We start from the raw sequence: 19,298 nt of genomic DNA, 5'->3' as shown, positions 1-19,298 counted from the left end.
GCGCTCGATGGGGAGAAGTGCCCAGCGCGCGCGTGCACAACTACCAGTTCGTCGCGGCCGCATCCCCCCAGCCCTTGATGGTCACCCATACCCTGTTGCCCGGGACGCCGTAGAAGCACTTGGCGTCGAACGTGCCGTTGGCCCCGACGCGCACCTTGACGCTGCCGCCCCAGCTGCCGCCGGAGTCATGACAGACCAGCGCGTAGTCGCCCGCGGGGAAGTTCGCGACCTTGACGGCCATGTACGCGCAGGAGCCGGACGTGCACGATCCGTCGCCGCCCCAGCCCACCGGCCAGTACCCCGGCGTTCCGCGAACGGTCTGCGCGGTCGGCTTCGGCGCCTCACCCGAGGACGCGGATGCCGTCGCCGACGCCGACCAACCGGCTGCGTTGTGCACCTGGACCTCGATGCTGTGCGATTCGGAGTAGCCGTTGCCCACGGTCCTCGAGCCGCTGACGCCGACCGACTGCCACGCGCCGCCGTCGATCCGGATCCTGGCGCCGTCCAGAGCGCTGCCGTTGTTGCCGTTGCCGCTCCAGCTCACCGTGACCGATGTGGCGTTGCGGCTCGCCGAGGCATTCGGCTTCGGCGGGATGCCGTACGGCGTCGCGCCGGCCGATGCCCCGGAAGGATCGGAGACGTAGTTCTTGCCGTCGACCACTGCGACCGCACGGACTCGTAGCGTATAAGACGTGCCGTTGCTCAGCCCGCGGATTTCCGTACCGTTCCAGCGGAACCCCGCATCGACGTTGACGTCTCCCTGCCAACCGCCGCCGTTGAGGCTGTACTGGTAACGCATCTCCGACTCGCTGGCACCGTTCAGATCGGACGCCGCGAGCCGATACGAAGTCGGGTCAACGGTGAGGATCGAATCCCCGGCTGTCACCACGGGAGTGCCGGGAGTGCCGGGTTTGATCGCGGCGCGGCGCGGGGCCGATGCCTCGCTCCACGCACCCCAGCTCGACCGGTTCTCCGCACGCACCGTGAACGTGTACGCCGTTGTGGATGTATCGACCACGACCGCCTGCGATGTCTTGCCCGCGGCGACGGCGATGGTCTGCACGACGCTCGTGCCGTTGCGCACCTGTAGCTGATAGCTGTCGATCGAGTCACCGTTGTTGTTCGGCGCGACCCACGACACCTGCATCTGCGCGCGGTCGCCGACCGGTTCGAGTTCGGCCGTGTTCGGTGCCGCCGGGGCGAACGGCGGGCCAGACGGGATCTCGGGAAGGGAATCCTGACTCCAGCTCGACGGCTCGGGAGCCAGATTGTGCGCCTGGACGCGCACTGTGTACGACGACCCGTTCTCCAGCCCTGTCCAGGTGTACGAGTTGCCGGTGATGTTGGTCTTCTGCCCGGCGCCGATGCCGCCCGAGAGTTCGAGCGTGTAGTACTGCACCGGCGAGCCGGGTGTCGACGGCGTCTTCCACGCGATCTTCAGCTGCTTGTCGCCGTAGGTCAACGTGGGAGCGATCGGCGTGTCCGGACGCGCGTCGGGCCGCGCCTCGGCCGACGTCGGCGACGGGTCCGAGTCGCCGACCCGGTTGGCGGCGGTCACCGCGAACTGGTACTTCACGTTGTTCGTGAGCCCGTCCAGGGTGCAGGTTGTCGAGGAGCACTGCTTCTCGTACGCATCCCCCTGCACGGAGCGCACGGTGTACCCGGTGATCTTCGCTCCGTTGTCCGCCGGGGGCGACCACGACAGCACGACCTTGCGGTCCTGGACGCTGGACACCGTCGGCTTGCCAGGAGCGTCCGGAACGCCCTGCACCTTCAGCACGATCTGACCGTCGACCTCGCGATCGGGGTCCTCGGTCACGTCTCCGATGCGGTAGCGGACCACCATGGTTCCGACGAAGTCGGGTGCCGGGGTGACCTGCACCTGATCGCCGGCGATCTCCGTCGTGCCCTCGCCGGTCTCGCGTTCGGCGCGCAGCAGCGTCAGCTCGCCTTCGCCGACGAACGGGTTCACGTCGTTCTCGAGCGGCGAGACTGTGATGGTCTCGCCCTGGTCGACCTCGTCGAAGGTGTCGGTGTTGGCGGTGGGCAGTTCGCGGGTGGATGCCGAGACGGTCACGTCCACGGTGCCCTCGATCGGGTCGGTGTGCCCGTCGGTGATGCGCACCGTCAGCGTCACCGCTGTGCCCTTCGGGGTGTTCGACGACGCCTCGACGGACAGCTGTGACCCGTGGAGTCGTGCTGTGATCCCCTCTGAGGCACCCCTGATGTCCGTGAACGTGTGCGCGCCGGCATCCTCAGGATCCGGGTCGTCCGTCAACTCGGCCAGATCGATCGAGACCGCATCCTCTCCGGGGGCGACGTTCACCTGACCGCGCGTGAAGGTCGGCGGCTGATTGGCCGGCGGGAGCACCGTGATCGGAATGGACAGGGTGGCCTTGCGCCCCTCCGGATCGTCGGGCCCCGTGCCGTCGGTGACCTCGAAGGTCAGCGCGTCCGAGCCGAAGTAGCGATCCGCTGATGTGTAGACCAGCGTGCGCTCGTCCTTGATGAGGTTCGCACCGTTCGCATGCGCGGCACTGACCTTCTCCGCCTCGGTGATGACGACGGACCCGCCACCGGACACCGTCACGTATTCGCTCAGCGGCACCTCGATCGTCTCGCCGCTCACCACTTCGATCGACTTCGCGGCGTCGATCGAGGGGCGCAGATCCGCCTGCGCCGGGACGTAGATGAAGGCCGATGTCTCCTGATCGTCTTGATCCGTGAGCGTGTAGCGGATGAGTTGTCGCTCCTCGCCGACCGTCACGCGCACCCGACGGTTCTCGAGCACCGTCCCCCCGGTCTCGACATCCAGCTCCAGCGATTCCGTCGTGCCGTCCGGGTCCTCGTCGTTCGCGAGCACGTCGACGTCGATCGTGAGCTCGTCCACGACGTCCTCCGATTTGACGCGGTCGTCGCGCGCGATGGGGACCAGCAGCGGCACGTCCTCGTCCACGGTCACCTGGAGAACTGCGGATGCCTCGGCTCCGCGCTCATCCACGATCGTGTACCGCAGGGAGGTCTCCACCTCGGCATCCGGCGCCTGAACCAGCACCCGATCCCCCGAGACGCGCGCTTCGAAGCCCGGCACCCCGTCCGGTGGCGTGATCCCGTTCTTCACGAGGGCGACCTTGTCGCCCTCGGGGTCGGAGTCGTTGACGAGCACGGGAACGGCGACTTCGCGCCCCGGCCGCACGACGACGGAGTCCTTGACCGCGTACGGCGCCTGGTTGGCCTCCTCGCTCGGCGCGATGCCCACGTGCACGGTCGCGAGCCCCTCCTTGCCGAGGTTGTCGCGCACCTTGTAGGTGAACGTGTCCACGCCGTTGGCATCCTCGAATGCCTCGTAGACCAGATAGTCCTGCTCGACGGTGACCAGGCCCTTCTTCGGATTGGAGTCCAGGCCGAGCAGCTCGACCGAATCGCCGTCCGTGTCGATGCCGTCGAGAGGGATCGCGATGTTCGTCGTCGTGCCGCTGAGCGTGCGCGCCGTGACGTCCCGCGGACGCGGTGCGGCGTTCTTCTCCTCATCGACAGCGAGGATCTGGATCGTCACGTAGCCGGCATCCACCTGGCCGTTCTCGTCCACCACGTTGTACGTGGCGTAGACCGTCTTGGCCTCCGGACCCGCACGGAAGCGGATCTGGTCCTGCGTGACGAAGGCCTCGCCGTCTTCGGGATCGATGTACGGCTCGACGAGCTCGGGTTCCACGTGCATGGCGAGGTCGTTGGGGTGCACATCGTTGTCGAGCACCGGGATGGTCACGACGTCGCCTGCCCGCACCACCGCGGTGTCATCGTTCGCCACCGGGGGCAGCTGCTTGTCCGGTGCCGCGATGGGGATCACGACGACATCCCCCTCCGCGGTCTTCGTGCCGTTGGAGATGCGATAGCTGATCCGCACCTGCTCGTCGAGTCCGCCCTGGTCGCCGATGCGGAGCGTCTCGTGATTGAGCACCGACACCGACACGCCGCTGCCCGGTTCCACGGTCACGGACTGCACGACCAGAATGCCGCCGCCGGGGTCCGTGTCGTTGTTCAGCACGCCGACGAGCGCTTCGCCGCCCGTCGGCAGCAGCGCCACATCGCGCACCGCGATCGGTGCAAGGTCCTCATCGGTGGGCTCGCGCACGTCGATGCGCACCAGGCCGTTCGCCGAGGGGACCCCGGCGGTGACGAGGTACTGCACGTAGTAGACGTCGGCGCGATCGGCCGAGAACGTGAAGGTCTTGTTCTGGTAGTCGGGTGTGATCGTCGCGCCGTCCGTGTCGTCCACGCGGTTGAGACGCAGCGGCTCGTTGCTGGAGGACGTGTCGTTGGACAGCGGTGAGACCGTGACCTGGGTGCCGACCGTGGTGACCACGTGGTCGGCGTTCGTCTTCGGCAGGGTCGATCCGAGTGGACGGACGTCGAGTTGGATGACGCCGGTCGTGAGCTCGCCCGAAGCGTCTGCGACCGACACCTGGACCTCTTGACGGCCTGGCGCGCTGGCCACGGCCCGGTAGGTGATCTGCCCGTCCGTGGTGAAATCGACTTCGTCGCCCTGGGCAGGAACCACGTCCTTGAGGTAGACGTCATCGCCGTCCGGATCGATCCAATCGGGCAGCACGTTGTACGACACGGTGCCGCCCGCCTCCACCGCCATCGTGCTCTTGCGCTTCGATTCGGGAGCGGAGTTCACGGTCCAGTCGTGCACCGAGACCGTGACCTTCGCCGTCGCCGTGCCGTCCCTGCCGTCATCGACCTCGTACACGAACGTCGCCGAACCCGCGGCATCCTCCGGAACCGCGATCTGCAGCGCACTGCCGTTGTTGATCGGCTGCACCTCGCCCAGCGACGGCTGATCGCCCTTCACGGCCGCGACCAGCACATCCCCATCGGCATCCGTGTCGTTGTCCAGCACCGGGAGGAACGTGGTTCCCCCTGGACGCACCCCGAAGGAGTCGTCCTCGGCCACGGGAACCGTGTTCTGCTCGCTGCGCTCGGGAAGAGACGTCTCCACCGTCTCCTCGGTGGTGTTCTCCTCCTCGTCCTGATCCTCGCCCTCAGGAGGTGTGATGTCGTTCCAGTTGTCCACCTGCTGCAGGCTGTCCGTCGCGACCCATGCCGCACCGGACACCGCATCGTTCAGCACGATCACGTCCCGATTCACCCGGAACATCAGGCCCGTCGTCGGCTTAAGATTCGGAATCTGCTCCGTCAGATCCGACTCGTCCCCCGGGCACTCGCGCACGAAGCGCGCCGAACCCGCCCATGCCCCGTACGAGCAGCCCAGCAACGACACCGGAGCTGAAGGCGCACCCTCGCCACCTGCTTCCGTCGCCACGACATCGCCGCCGTCGAACGGCACCCGCAGCAGCTGCGTGCCGGTCGCGATCGTCACCGCGTCAGACGCCCCGGATGCCTGCTGCAGGACAGCATCCTCCGCCCCCGGGATCTCCACACGCAGACCGCCAGGAGCCATTACGACCCCGGCCGCCGGATCGAGCACCACCGGAACGTCTCCGACAGCCGTGATCGTCGGCGTGCTCTCCTTCTTCAGCCCTTCGACCGGCTCGAGGGAAGGCTCGTCCGGCTCGCCCTGAGCGTCGACGGAAACCGTGTAGACCGTCGACTCGGCCGCCGAGACCGCGTAGACCGTTCCGTCCTCGCCGACGGTCGCATCGGCGTTCTTGCCGAGTTCGAGCAGCGGCTTCTCAGACGCGACCTCGAACCCTGCCAGACCGCTCACCGGCACGACCCACAGGTCGCCGGTCCTGCCGTCGAGGATCGCGGTCGTCTTGTCGCCGAGTGCGACTCTGCCGCCGCCGGGGATCGCGGCGCTGTCGCCGAGCTTCACCTCGGCGGGGTCGACCAGCGTGGCGGTCGCGTCGTCCCGGTTGACGACGACGACCGTCGATTCGTCCTGCAGGATGTCGAAGTTCTCACCGGTCGTCCGAAGACCGCCGTCGAGCACCGTGGACTCGTTGTTGAAATGCCCCACCAGCAGGTTCGACGACTTCGTCACCCATACGCCGCCGTCGTGCAGATCGACCTCGGTCGTCGGGTTGCCGTCGTAGGCCAGCGCGAGAGTCATTATCGTGAGCGCGCCCGCCACGACGGCGGCGACGGAGGCAAGCGCCTTCGGCCGCTGCCGGGCCCAGCTCAACACCTTCACGACGATCCCCCTCCGCACAGCGGATGCTCTCAGACGCAGCACCGCGGGCGTGGGAGCGGGGCCTGCCCGGGCCATCCTAACCAGGCGACCTGAAAGCCTCGATGGGGAGCAGTCCCCATCTCAGTCCGCGCGCCAGCATCCCTCGATGTGATCGTCGACCATCCCCGCGGACTGCATGAGCGCGTACATCGTGGTCGCCCCGACGAAGCGGAACCCCCTCCGACGCAGCTCCTTGCTCATCGCGGTCGACTCCGCCGTGACCGCCGGCACGTCGGCGAAGCTGCGCGGGCGCGGACCGCGGGGCGGAGCGAACGACCACATCAGCGCGTCGAGCTTGCCCTCGGCCATCTCGACCACGAGTGCGGCGTTGCCGATGGTTGCCAGGATCTTCGCGCGGTTGCGGATGATCCCGGCATCCGCCATCAGCCGTTCCACGTCGTCCTCGGTGAACCGGGCGACGACCTCGGGCTCGAAACCCGCGAACACCTCGCGGAACCGCTGCCGCTTGCGCAGGATCGTGATCCAGCTGAGTCCGGCCTGGAATCCCTCGAGCGCCATCTTCTCGAACAGCGCACGGTCGCCGCGCAGCGGCCGACCCCACTCCTCGTCGTGATAGCGCTCGTACTCGGCATCCGATCCGACCCAGGCGCATCGGATGCGGCCGTCTGAGCCGGTGGCGAGGGAGGTCATGCCCCCAACGCTACCGAGGTCAGGACCGCTTCGCCTTGAGCGCCTTCTCGGACACGGGTGCCTTACCGGATGCCGCGAGTTCGGCGTAGTACGCACGGGCCTCGTCCTGGCGCTTCTGCTCGATGCCGCTCGCGATCGGCGCGCGCAGGTGCTCCTGCTCGTAGCCGAAGGCGTCGACGAGGTCGAGAGCGTGCGGACGCAGTCGCCGGCACAGCCGGTCGATGTAGCTCGACACGGCGGCAGCGCGCTGCGTGGACAGCCGACCGTTGATGATGTGCCAGGCGAGGTGCTTCTCGATGAGCTGCAGGCCGAAGAGATCGCGCAGCCAGGTGAGCACCTGCTTCGTCTCCGCGTCCTCGACGTCGCGCAGGGCATCCGTGAACGCCTCCCACTGCAGCAGCTCGCCGTGCGCGCGTGCGGCTTCGATCAGCTCGGCCTGGTTCTCGTTGAAGAGCTTCTCGCCGAGCACCTTGTCCTTGCCCGCCGGGCGCAGCCGCCCCGCGATGTCGGCGACCATCTGCTGAACGCGATCGGCCAGCAGCTCGTGCTGCTGCTCTTCACGCAGCCCGTTCTCGACGGAACGCGCGGTCGAGCCGAGGTCGGCCACGGTCTGTCCGAGCCGGCGGAGCCCCGCACCGTGGAACAGCTTCCCCGCGGTCTGCGTGGCGACGATCTTCGCCAGTGCGGCGGCATCCTTGCCCCGGAACTGCGTGGCGTAGTCGGTGAGCAGGCGCTTGCCGACCAACTGCAGCAGGACGTTGTTGTCGCCCTCGAAGGTGACGTAGATGTCGAGGTCAGCCCGGAGTCCGACGAAACGGTTCTCGAACATGAACCCTGCACCGCCGCAGGCCTCGCGCGCCTCCTGCAGCGTGTCCAGCGCGTGCCACGTGGACAGCGGCTTGAGAGCGGCGGCCAGGGTCTCGAGGTCCTCGCGGTCGTCGGGGGTGTCCGTCCGGCCGGAGAAGACCCCGTCGAACTTCTGCAGAAACTCGTCATGAGCGAAGATCTGCGCGTACGTGGTCGCGAGCCGCGGGAGCAGACGGCGCTGGTGCTTGCCGTAGTCGAGCAGCACGACCTCCTGCCCGTCGGCTCCGTCGAACTGACGACGCTGGGTCGCGTACGTGATCGCGATCTTCAGCGCCAGTGCGGATGCCCAGGATGCAGCGCCGTCCAGCGACACCCGGCCCTGGACCAGGGTGCCCAGCATCGTGAAGAAGCGGCGGCCAGGGCTGTCGATCGAGCTTGTGTAGGTGCCGTCAGCGGCCACGTCGCCGTACTTGTTCAGCAGGTTCGTGCGGGGGACGCGCACGTGGTCGAAGCTGAGACGGCCGTTGTCGATGCCGTTGAGCCCGCCCTTGAGCCCGTCGTCCTCACGACCGATGCCGGGGAGGTCGTTGCCGTCCTCGCCGCGCAGCGGCACGTAGAAGCAGTGCACGCCGTGGTTGACGCCGTCGGTGACGAGCTGGGCGAACACCGTGGCGGCGATGCCGTGCAGTGCCGCGTTGCCGAGGTACTCCTTGGTCGCCGCGCGGAACGGCGTGTGAATCACGAACTCCTCGGTGTCCGGGTCGTACGTCGCGGTCGTGCCGACGGCGGCGACATCCGAACCGTGTCCGATCTCGGTCATCGCGAAAGCGCCGGGGATCGAGAGGTCCATGACACCCGGCAGCCACTTCTCGTGGTGCTCTGTCGTGCCGAGCTGCAGGATCGCGGAACCGAACAGCCCCCACTGCACACCGGACTTGATCTGCAGACTGGGGTCCGCAGCGACGAGCTCCTCGAACCCGGCGATGTTGGCGCCGTTGTCGTCGTCGCCGCCGAACCGCTTCGGGAAGGCGCGGTGCACCGCCTTGTTGTCCACGAGCAGGTGCATCTGGCTGAGCACGCGCTCGCGGTGCTCGTCCTTGCCCAGTTCGTCGCTGCGCCAGAACGCCGAGTCCTTGATCATCTCGCGCGCGCTGCGACGCGTGTCGGCCCACGTGCCGAGCAGCAGATCGTTCACCTGCTCGATGTCGATGCGGGGCGTGCTCTCGGTGGCAGGAGCGCCCTGGGGGCGGACGGCAGCGTCGACCATTGGTGTTCCTCTCAGAGGGAATCAGGAGTGATTCGATGGTAGGACTCCTCCAATGACGCGCAAAGCGGTGTGTGACCATCCGCCAACCCCGAGGGCGGGCGTGCTGCTCTGCGGTTGTCCCTTCCCCACATTCGGCCCGCTCCTGGCGGCGTACGGTGGAGGCATGCGTGGCACCACCTACCGGACGGCAGCGATCAATCGCACGGGCGCCGACGGCGTCAGCTTCGTCCCCGGCGGCCTGTCCGTCGCCGTCTCGTCGCCGCTCGGTCGAGATCCGGATGCCGCGGCGACCAACCCGGAGCAGCTGCTGGCTCTCGCGTGGGCGACGTGCCTGAACGGCACGGCGCAGGTCATCGTCGCCGGCGCGCGGCGGACGGCCGTACGCGTCGAGGTCGAACTGCGCCAGGCCGTTCCCGGCCCCGGCTACGAGTTCGACGTCCACGCGCACCTGTCCGCCGAAGGCTGCTCACCGGCCGAGACGCAGGAGATCCTGGATGCCGCGCATGCACGCTGCCCGGTGTCGAAGCTGCTGCGCGACGCGGCCACCGTGCGGGTGCACGTCGAGGCGTACGCGACCGACTGACCGCGGCCAGCTCAGCGCGGTCAGCCTGGCGGGGTCAGCTCAGCGCGGTCTGCCGTGGCGGCCCCGCCTTCGCAGCATCCCACCGCCGGACGACCCCGGTGCTCAGACGCAACCAGGTGTGGTCCCTGATGAAGATCGAGTCGATCGCGATCATCGTGAGCGAGAACCAGGGCAGCCCCATCAGCACCGCGATGCCGATGTGGAACGACAGGATGCCGATCAGCCCGATGAGACGCGTCGGGCGGGTCAGCAGCATCAGAGGGAACGCCACCTGCAGCAGGATGGATCCCCAGGTGGCGGCGACGACCATCGGCCCCCACGTCGTGACCAGTTCGCTCAGGACCGGCCAGGTGCCGAATCGGGCCGTGTGCAGCGGGTCGTAGACGGCCCAGCCCTTCGCCCACGGGTCGCCGCCGGCCTTGTAGAGAGCGCCGGATGCGTAGACGAAGCACACCTGCGCGGTGAGCGCGACGAGTGCGAGGTTGTGCAGCATCGTGCCGATCAGCGCGGGCTGGCTGCCCGGAGCGAACCACTCGCCCTTCTTGGCGCGCCGCCGGGCGTCGATCGACCAGCGCGCTGCCGGGTCGGCGAAGAAGAGCAGGATGAGGGCGATGCGGAACATGTTGTCGCCCTGGTCGCCGACCATGTCGTTGGCCTCGATGAAGCCGACCCACAGGCAGAAGAAGATCGGCAGGACGATGCGGAAGCGCCAGCCGATCGTGAACAGCACGGCGAGAGCGATCAGCAGCAGGTACAGGAGCGTGTAGAGGACGGCATCGCCCATCACGGCATGGAACGCGCTGAAGATCCAGATCTGGGGAAAGTCGCTCACCGGCGCCGCCAGTTCGCCGTTCCAGGCCGAGCCCGGCCCGAACGTGTACAGCCGGGTGGCGAAGTTCGAGATCAGCAGGCCGAGCGCGGTGATCCCGAACAGGATGCGGGTGACGGCGAGACCGTACAGGGCCTTCTTGCCATGGAAGAGCCAGCTGTCCACGAAAGCGGAGATCCGGTCGATGGCCGAGATGATCATCGCCCACAGGCCGGAGATCATGGAGCCGGCGAAGGTCAGAATGCGGGCGGGCACAGACGCGCTCATTTCTGCGTGCTCTCGAACTGGTGACGGAAGGTGTCGCCGAAGGCGTCTCGGCTCTGCCCGTCTTCCTCGATCGGGCCCCGCCAGCCCGTCGTGGAGAACGTCGGATCGGGTCGTTGCGCACCGGGGTCGTTGCGCTCGGCGTAGGGCACCACGTTCTGACGGCTGACGCGGTACTGCACCTTCACCACGTCGTCGCCCCAGATCGCGTAGGCCACCTGGGTCGCGTAGGCCGTCGAGAGATGCTCTTCGCGCATGTAGGCCTCCGTGGACGCCCCCTCGTCGAGTTCATCGAACGAGCGCACCATCCACTCCTCCCAGTCCTCCGCGGCGAAGTCGAGGGCTGCGACGGCCTGCTGCTTCTCGTCGAGCTTGTTGTAGGCGTTCATCTGCCCGCTCGCGACCTCGCTGGACTGGATGCCGGCTCGGGGCGGGAACAGGTTGTACCGGATCATCGACAGCTCGACGTCGGTGGCGCTGACCCATCCGGTCTCGACCTCTTCGCCGTCCTTCTCGATGACCGCGCGCACGTTGAAGTGATAGTCGCCGTTGATGGGCTCCGGCGCGAAGACGCTCCACGACTGGCCGAACAGCGGGAGCATGTAGCCGGACAGGACCTCCTGCGAGGGAATCTCGCGCAGCGCCGAGTACGGCGCGATCCAGAGGAAGGACGCGAAGATGTGCCAGAGCGTGAGCAGGCACGCGGCGAACGCGATGAGCCTCACCCACCACGTGGGACGTGGTCGTGACGCAGCAGCCGCTGCGGCATCCGCCGGCGCCGCGTTCCGCGTTTCGTTCGGCTCATCGATCTTCGTGCTCATGCCTCATCCATTTCATCACTGAAGGTCGGGGTCGTCCGCAGGACGACCCCGACCTTGACAGTGTGCCGTGCTCTTACTCCGCCGCGGTGACCGCTCGCCGTGATCGGGCGACCAGCGCCGTGCCGAGACCGAGCATGAGGAGCAGGACTCCCAGCGCGATCCAGCCGGACGGGACGTCCGATCCGGTCGTGGCCAGACCATCGGCGACGACCTCGAACGTACCCGCGACGCTTCCGGACTCCGCACCCGTCAGGGTCACGGTGTGCGCGCCCAGGTCGGTGCCGGCAGGAATCGTCCAGGTGAACGTGACCGTGCCGTCGGCGTTGGCGACCTGAGTCCCCAGCGCGAGAGGCTCGGACGACATCACACCGGTGACGACTTCGCCCGGCGTGAAACCGGTGCCGATGGCCGTCTGCTGGTCTCCGCGCTCGAGCTTCGGAACCGTGACCGTGATGCCGAGCTGGCCGGCCGGGTCCGCGTCCGCCGAAGCGTTCGCCGAGGCCGAGGAGGTCGCAGCGGCCGCAGCCGTCGCATCCGCCGTGGCCGAGGAGTCCGCTGCGGCGTTGGCCGAAGCCGAGGCCGAGGAGGTCGCCGTGGACGACGCGGATGCTGCAGCCGCCGCGTTCGCGCTCGCGTCGGCCGCAGCCGACGTGTCCGCGGCCGCGCTGGCCGAGTTGTCCGCCTGAGCCGAGGCCTGAGCGGCGACAGCCGCTGCGGCGTTCGCCTCGGAGGTCGCGTCGACTGTGGCATCCGCCGTCGCGTCAGCCGTCGCAGCGGATGCCGCAGCAGCCTCAGCGTCGGCCGTCGCCGCAGCGTCAGCAGCCGTGGACGCGTCAGCCAGAGCAGCGGCGACCGCAGCAGCCTGAGCTGCGGCGTTCTGGTCGCTGTCCGCCTGAGCCGAAGCCGAGGCCGAAGCCGTGGCGTTCGTGTTGACCTCGGCGTCTGCGGTTGCGTCAGCCGTCGCCGTTGCGGATGCATCGTTCGACGCGTCCGCGGTCGCAGCGACCTCGGCGGCAGCAGCAGCGTCCACCTCAGCGGTCGCGTCCGCGGCCGTGCTCGACGAGTTGTCGGCCTGAGCCGCAGCCTGAGCGGCCACAGCAGCCGAGGCGTTGACGTCGGTCGTCGCGTCAGCCGAAGCCGCGCTGGTCGCATCGGCCGTCGCAGCGGATGCCGCAGCAGCCTCTGCATCCGGCGTCGCGGCAGCGTCAGCAGCCGTCGAGGCGTCGGCCAGAGCCGCAGCCACCGCAGCAGCCTGAGCCGCGGCGTCGTTGTCGGCGTCTGCCTGAGCGGATGCCGCAGCCGAAGCCGTGGCATTCGTGTTGACCTCGGCGTCCGCCGTTGCGTCAGCCGTCGCCGTGGCCGTCGCGTCCGCGTCGGCCGCAGCCGTCGCGGATGCGTCGTTCGACGACGTCGCGGTTGCAGCCACCGATGCGGCGGCGGCCGCGTCGGCATCCGCAGCAGCGGTCGCGTCCGCGGTCGTGCTCGCGGAGTTGTCGGCCTGAGCCGCAGCCTGAGCGGCCACAGCAGCCGAGGCGTTGACGTCGGTCGTCGCGTCAGCCGAAGCCGCGCTGGTCGCATCGGCCGTCGCAGCGGATGCCGCAGCAGCCTCTGCATCCGGCGTCGCGGCAGCGTCAGCAGCCGTCGAGGCGTCGGCCAGAGCCGCAGCCACCGCAGCAGCCTGAGCCGCGGCGTCGTTGTCGGCGTCTGCCTGAGCGGATGCCGCAGCCGAAGCCGTGGCATTCGTGTTGACCTCCGCCGCAGCTGCCGGGTCGGCGTCCGCCGTGGCGTCCACCGAAGCATCGGTGGACGAGTTGGCGATCGCCGCCGCCTCAGCCGCCGACGAGGCGTTGGCGTTCGTTGCGGAGGATGCTTCTGCTGCCGTGTCGGACGACGCGTCGGCCAGAGCCGCAGCCTGAGCTGCGACAGCGGCATTCGCGTTGGCGGCCGACGTGGCGTCGGACGTCGCCGTGGCCGACGACGTCGCCGTGGCCGCCGCAGCAGCCGCAGCCTGCGCCGTGGAATCCGCAGCAGCCGTCGCCTCGGACGTGGCGTCAGCGTACGCCGCCGCCTGAGCAGCGACGTCTGCCACAGCATCCGTCGTGGCGTCCGCGTTCGCGGAAGCGGATGCCGAGGCTGCCGCGTTCGCGTTCGTGGAGGCCTCGGAGGAGGCGTCGGTCGAGGAGTCGGACGTGGCTGCCGCCTGCGCGGCGACCGAGGAGTTGGCTTCGGCCGTCGCCGTGGCCGCAGCCTCGACGTCATCGGAGGCATCGGCCTGAGCCGCAGCCTGGGCCGCGACTGCGGCCTGAGCGTTGACGTCGGTCGTCGAGTCCGCCGAAGCAGCCGTCGAAGCGTCGGCGGTCGCTGCCGCCTGTGCCGCGATGCTCGCGTCGCCGTTCGCTGCCGCCGTCGCTGCCGACGTGGCATCCGCCAGCGCTGCAGCCTCGGCTGCCGCCTGTGCTGAGGGATCGCCGTCGGCCGTCGCGTCCGCCGACGCGGATGCCGAAGCGGCCGCGTTGGTGTTGACGTCGCCCGGGTCGGCGGCCGTGACCTCGACTGCGTCCGTGGCCGAGTTGTCGTCGGGGTCGGTCGCCGTCAGCGTGTAGTCGGTTCCGGCCGGCGCATCCGCGGGGATGGCGTAGACCGTGCCGACGGGGAAAGTCCCGTCCGCCCCGACTGTGACCTCGACAGGCTCACCCACGGGCACATCTGCGCCGTCCGTGAGCTGAAGGGTGACTGTGCTGCCCGGGATCCACCCGCTTCCCGTGACCGGCAGGTTGGTGCCCGCGGTGACCGGATCCTGAGCGTCGACCGTCGGCGCCAGTGCGTCGAGCGCCTTGACGGAAGCCTCGGCGAGATCGAGGCTCACGCCGCCGCCGACGAGAGGAAGAAGATCGACGCTCAAGGCGCGAACCGTGAAGCTGCCGGCACCGAGGTCGCCGTCTCCGTTCAGTGGCGGCTCCGTGGGCTGCTCGTTGATGGTGATGCCGACAAGCTGGCTGATCACAGGCGACAAGACGCCGAGCAGCGGGGCGAGAGTTCCTTCGACGAGCCCGGTCTGCACGATCGCTCGCACGTTGCCGAGCACGTCGTCCGTGATGAGATCGAGCAACGGGCCGGTGACCGTAGAGGTGATCGGAGCGATCAGCAACGGCGCGAGCACGTCGATCAGGTCGCCGAGATCGAGCAGGCCGAGCAGGTCGAGGGTCGTGTCGATGTTGTCGTTGTCGAGCGTCGCACCGTCCTTGCCCGTGAACTCTGCCAGCGTGCCCGTGATCGTTACTTCTGCATCCGCCAGCGGCGAGCACACGAGCACACAGAGCTGCCCGGACGCGTCGAGACCGATTTCGATCCCGACCTCGTTCCAGATGCGCGTGTCCAGGGCAACCTGAAGCTTGGTCCCAAGCGAGTCGGGACCAGTGCCGACCAGGGAATCCGTGACACCAGCCGTGATAGCCGAAAGAACGTCCGGGGTGAGGACCGAAGTGTTCGCCGGGAGCGCGTTCAGATTCTCGAGATCCGCCGGGTCGAGACCGTTGTCACCGATGACCAGCTCGGCGAGGTCGACGCTGATCGTGCCGGTCGACAGATCGACCGTCACGGAGCCGTTCTCATTTGCGATCTGCTGCGTGAGCAGATCCGCGACGACGTCATTGACAAGATCGTCGAGACCAGTGATCGCCGCGGTGCTCTGGGCCGGATCGGAGTCGAGCTCCACGCCAATGCCGAGGATCGTGAGATCGAATGTGTCGACGACCCCGCTCAGGGTTGCCAGGACATCGGACACAAGTCCGTCTTCGCCGACCAGGCCATTGATCGGCGCGACGATCTCGTTCGTCGTCGAGGTCAATCCGGCGCTCAGATCCCCTACGAGATCACTGTGGAGGTCGAGGCCCAGGCCGGCGATCCGGTACGCGCTGTCGACGGTTCCTGATTCCTCAGAGGCTTCGGAGGCCAGAGCGCCCAGAGAAACCGAGGCCTCATCGAGGATCGCATCGGTCAGACCGGCGACGTCGAGCTGGTCGAACAGGTTCGTCAGCTCCAGCGTCGCGGGGTCCGTGCTGGCATCGATCGCACCAGCATCGATTCCGCCGCCGGAAGCGATGAGTCCGGACGAGGCACTCGAAGTGACGGTGTTCGGCGAAGAGCTGTAGCTTCCCATCGCCCCCAGGTCGCCGAGCTGCAACAGGCCGTCGTTCGCCCCGTTGGACAGCAGCGGGAGGTTGATGTCGCCGATGTCGACGCTGAGCGCCTCAAGAGCGGTCAGGTTCAGGGCTCCCCCACCCTCTGGCCCTGGAGCACTCGGGAAGCTCGTGATGGTGTTTCCGAGATCTGCGAGCTCGAGATCACCGAGCAGCTCGGCCGGCAGACTCAGAATCTGCGCCTCCGCCGCCGATGGATCTGTCGCATCGGCGCCGTCCAACGCGACTGCCGCTGTGGGGGCAAACGCCCCTCCCAGGACGACTGCTGCGGCTGTGATGCCCGCCAGCCCTCCTGCGACTCTGCGCCTGCGCAGAGTTATCCCCTTGGTATTCATTCAGTGCCCTCCCGTGATGCGAACAAGCCGCGCCACAAGACCCTCCCCAGGAGTCGACGCACGTCGACAGAGCTCGTGTACCGGTCAGTATTGCGGTATACCGGCACACTGTCCAGCGAACGCACAGAAAACGGCAGCTGTCTCCCGAGACGGCGAAAGCGCACCCCCGGAATCCCGGGGGTGCGCTTTCGTCGACGAATCAGATTGTTACAGATCGAGACCGTGACCGAAGCGGAACAGCGGATCGGCCGTGTCGAACGGCACGTCAGGCTTCGACGCCTCGACGGCCGCCATCGACCTCGGAAGATCGAACGGCAGCCGCCCCTTCGGCGCCGCCGCACCCGTGAGCGCATCGAGGAGCGCTTCGGCCGATGCACCCCAGTTGACCGTGACGGATGCCGCAGCATCCGCGATCTCTGTCAGGATCGCCGGACGATCCACGAGCACGTCCACGACGGTCGGGACGGAGGCCGCGATCGAGCGGACGTGCGCGATCACGTCGTCGCCGAAGGCGAGCGACCCTGCATGGAAGAAGTTCTCGAACGCCGTGGCGCGCTTCTCGTACGGGGCCTGCAGGCGCAGCACCGCGATGTCGGCCTCGGCCGGCGTCGCGACGACCTCGCCATAGGATGCCGCGATCTCCGGCGCGATCCCCTCGACGTAGATCTTGCGGCCGCGCGCGAAGGGCAGCGTGCCGTCGTTCGTCAGCACCGTGATCGACGCGCGCTGAGCCGCCTCACCCGCAGCGCGGAAGTCCGCACGACCGACGATCTCGTCCGCCGCATCCTCATCCACGAACGGGTTCTCGAACAGTCCGAGCTCGAACTTCTCGCGCAGGATCCGGCGAGCGGAGGCATCCACGCGTGCTTCCGACACCGTGCCGTCAGCGACGAGCTCGAGCAGCAGCTCAGGGCACGCCTCCCCGCCGAACTGATCCGCTCCGGCATCCAGGACCTTGGCGATGCGCTCCTTGGGCGAGAGCTCCTCCACTCCCCACGCACGCGCGGGATGCAGGTCGCCGAAGATCTCGGCATCCGTGATGAGACCCCAGTCGGTGCAGACCAGCCCGTCGAAGCCGTACCGCTCGCGCAGCAAGCCCGTGATGACGGACTTGTTGAAGCCGAACCCGACCTCTTCGTACTCGGTGCCGACAGGCATCCCGTAGTACGGCATGATCTGGCGGGTGCCGGCCTCGAACGCCGCCTCGAACGGCTTCAGGTGCAGCTCGAACTGATCACCGGGGTAAACCTGCTCGCGTCCGTACGCGAAGTGCGGATCCTCGCCGTCCTTCTGCGGACCGCCACCGGGGAAGTGCTTCGTCATGGTCGACACCGAACCGGGTCCGAACGACGCCCCCTGGAAGCCGCGGATGTACGCGGCGCCGAGGCGACCGGCGAGCTCGGCATCCTCACCGAACGTCGCCGTCTGACGCGCCCAGCGCGGCTCCGTGGCGAGATCGACCTGCGGATGAAGCGCGACACGGAGGCCGACCGCGGTGTACTCCTGGCGAGCGATGTCGCCGAAGCGCTCCACGAGCCCCTCATCGCGGATCGCCGCGAGACCGAGCGTCTCTGGCCACTGCGAGAACGGCCCCGCCATGATCGCGGCACCGGGGTTGTCGCTGAACGAGTGCCTGGGATCGGTCGAGAGGGTCACCGGAATGCCCAGGCCGGTGGATGCCGCGAGCCGCTGGATCTCGTTCTGCCACGCCGCGATCTCGCGCCCTGTGGGGGCTGCGCCGAGGAGGTTGAAGTGGGTCATCCGCCGACCCTCGACGAACTCGCGCGCCGACGGCAGGCCGAACGCGGGGTTCGCCTCGTCCACGTGGGCGATCGCGATCATCGTGTGGAAGAAGAGACCCGCCTTGTCCTCGATCGTCATGGCGTCTAGCAGCAGCTGCACGCGGTCGTCGATCGCGAGCGAGGCATCCAGCCAGGGGCGGTCGTTCACAGCATCCGTCATCACTTGACTCCCTTGATCCGGTAGACGAGCACGGCTCCGGCCAGCGCCACGAGCGCTCCGAACAGGTACCAGGTGGTGTAGCCGCCGAGCGGCGTCAGGGCGCCGATCGCGATGATCGACGGAGCGATGGCGGGCGCGATGGACTGCGGCAGCGCATTCGCCATGTTCAGGACGCCGAGGTCCTTGGCCGTGTCGTCCGGGTTCGGCAGCACCTGGGTCGCGAGGGCGAGATCCACCGAGAGGAACGATCCGGCACCGAAGCCGATGATGGCCTGTGCGACGATCACGACGGCGATGCTCGGCGCGAAGGCCAGCATGGCGAGGCCGACCACCATCACGACGCCCGCGATCGCGACGAACGGGCGGCGCTTGCCGAACCTGTCGGACAGCACGCCGGCGATCGGCGACGAGAACACCATCGCGAGTGTGGACGCGATGTTGGCGAACAGGATCGTGGTGACGGCCTCCTGCTCCCCCAGTGCGAACCGGTCCTGCAGGAAGTAGGGCAGGTAGGTGGCGATGCCGGCGTAGCCGAACATGACGAAGAACTTGGTGAGCCAGGTCCAGCCGAAGTCCGGGTTCTTGCGCGGGTTGAAGACGAATGAGCCGAAGAACATTCCGATCGTGAACTTCTCGGCCGGCTTGTGGTCGAGGCGGCGGTCCTTGAGGACCAGCACGAAGATCACCGCGAGAACCGTGGCGATCGCCGCGGGGACGACGAATCGCTCGAAGTCGCCGGGGAGGAAGTTGACGATGAAGCTGCCGGCGAGGATGCCGAGAGGCGTCGCGATGCCGACGACGCCGGAGACCTTGCCGCGGCTGGCGACGGGGCTCTGGTCGGGAATGGTCGCGTTGGCCGCGGCGAGGACGGCATTCATCGAGCCCTGCACGAGGCACCAGGCCAGCAGGACGACCCAGACCGAGGTCGCCGCTCCGATGACCACGAAGCCGCCGAGTCCGACGATCGCGCCGCCGAGGATCCACGGCCGACGCATGCCCCAGCGCGACGTCGTGCGGTCGGAGAGCCGGCCGACGAGCGGGTTGCAGATCAGCGCGAAGAACGCACCGACACCGAGGACGAGACCGAGACTCGCGTCGGCGTTCGTGGGATCCAGGCGCTGGATCTTGAACGCCATGGCGACCATGACCGGCGTGAGCAGCGCCAGATAGACGCCGAAGTTCACGCCGGCGAGCGCGGACGTGTAGCCGCGCGGCGTCTTCGACGGCGTGGTCCCTGGTGCCTTGAAACCGGTGGTGCCGACAGCCGCGACGTTCGCGGCGGATGACATCTCTGTCATGGAAGTGGGTCCTCTCGGGTGTGCCGCTTGTCCTCTGCGACGCGGCTGCATCCAGAAGAATACATGAAACCCGTCCGTTTGGTAAC

General features: G+C 68.1%; 9 protein-coding genes. 1 reads left to right on the top strand and 8 read right to left on the bottom strand.

The genetic code is table 11. The annotated features are described in order from the left end of the window. Nucleotides 1–40: 40 nt before the first annotated feature. Genes ACWAT3_RS11255 through ACWAT3_RS11245 form a run of 3 tightly spaced genes read right to left on the bottom strand, consistent with a single transcriptional unit; the run spans nucleotide 41 to nucleotide 8,921 of the window. Nucleotides 41–6,232: an Ig-like domain-containing protein gene (locus ACWAT3_RS11255; protein WP_460798464.1), complete on the bottom strand. Its 6,192-nt coding sequence runs from the start codon at nucleotides 6,230–6,232 to the stop codon at nucleotides 41–43. A 45-nt stretch (nucleotides 6,233–6,277) separates the two neighbouring features. Then, entirely contained in the window at nucleotides 6,278–6,847 is a 570-nt protein-coding gene (locus ACWAT3_RS11250; RefSeq protein ID WP_460798462.1) for a DNA-3-methyladenine glycosylase I, read from the bottom strand. A gap of 19 nt (nucleotides 6,848–6,866) precedes the next feature. Next, nucleotides 6,867–8,921 carry an acyl-CoA dehydrogenase family protein gene (locus tag ACWAT3_RS11245; RefSeq protein ID WP_460798460.1) on the bottom strand — a complete coding sequence of 685 codons (2,055 nt, stop codon included), beginning with the start codon at nucleotides 8,919–8,921 and terminating at the stop codon, nucleotides 6,867–6,869. 163 nt (nucleotides 8,922–9,084) lie between these two features. On the opposite strand from ACWAT3_RS11245, the gene ACWAT3_RS11240 reads away from it, so the two are divergent. Then, complete coding sequence (locus tag ACWAT3_RS11240) at nucleotides 9,085–9,504, top strand: OsmC family protein (protein WP_460798458.1); 420 nt, start codon at nucleotides 9,085–9,087, stop codon at nucleotides 9,502–9,504. 34 nt (nucleotides 9,505–9,538) lie between these two features. Here the strand turns inward: ACWAT3_RS11240 and ACWAT3_RS11235 are convergent, their stop codons facing one another. The 5 genes from ACWAT3_RS11235 to ACWAT3_RS11215 form a co-directional block, all read right to left on the bottom strand. Beyond that, complete coding sequence (locus ACWAT3_RS11235; RefSeq protein ID WP_460798456.1) at nucleotides 9,539–10,600, bottom strand: HTTM domain-containing protein; 1,062 nt, start codon at nucleotides 10,598–10,600, stop codon at nucleotides 9,539–9,541. Further along, nucleotides 10,597–11,418 (bottom strand): DUF5819 family protein, encoded by an 822-nt coding sequence (locus tag ACWAT3_RS11230; RefSeq protein ID WP_460798454.1) that lies wholly within the window; start codon nucleotides 11,416–11,418, stop codon nucleotides 10,597–10,599. The genes ACWAT3_RS11235 and ACWAT3_RS11230 overlap by 4 nt, the downstream gene beginning before the upstream one ends. A 73-nt stretch (nucleotides 11,419–11,491) precedes the next feature. Continuing rightward, the gene (locus ACWAT3_RS11225; RefSeq protein ID WP_460798452.1) at nucleotides 11,492–15,838 is read right to left on the bottom strand and encodes a choice-of-anchor G family protein; all 4,347 of its coding nucleotides are present in this window, start codon (nucleotides 15,836–15,838) and stop codon (nucleotides 11,492–11,494) included. Nucleotides 15,839–16,159: 321 nt separating this feature from the next. Continuing rightward, nucleotides 16,160–17,914, bottom strand: a complete 1,755-nt coding sequence (locus ACWAT3_RS11220) for a glycoside hydrolase family 3 protein (protein ID WP_460798450.1) — start codon at nucleotides 17,912–17,914, stop codon at nucleotides 16,160–16,162. Then, the gene (locus ACWAT3_RS11215) at nucleotides 17,914–19,212 is read right to left on the bottom strand and encodes an MFS transporter (protein WP_460798449.1); all 1,299 of its coding nucleotides are present in this window, start codon (nucleotides 19,210–19,212) and stop codon (nucleotides 17,914–17,916) included. Before ACWAT3_RS11215 ends, ACWAT3_RS11220 begins: the two co-directional genes overlap by 1 nt. Nucleotides 19,213–19,298: the final 86 nt, after the last annotated feature.

Source organism: Microbacterium sp. GXF0217 (assembly GCF_054798195.1).
Note: the sequence above shows the minus strand (reverse complement) of the source record. Positions and strands in the feature narration are given on the sequence as shown.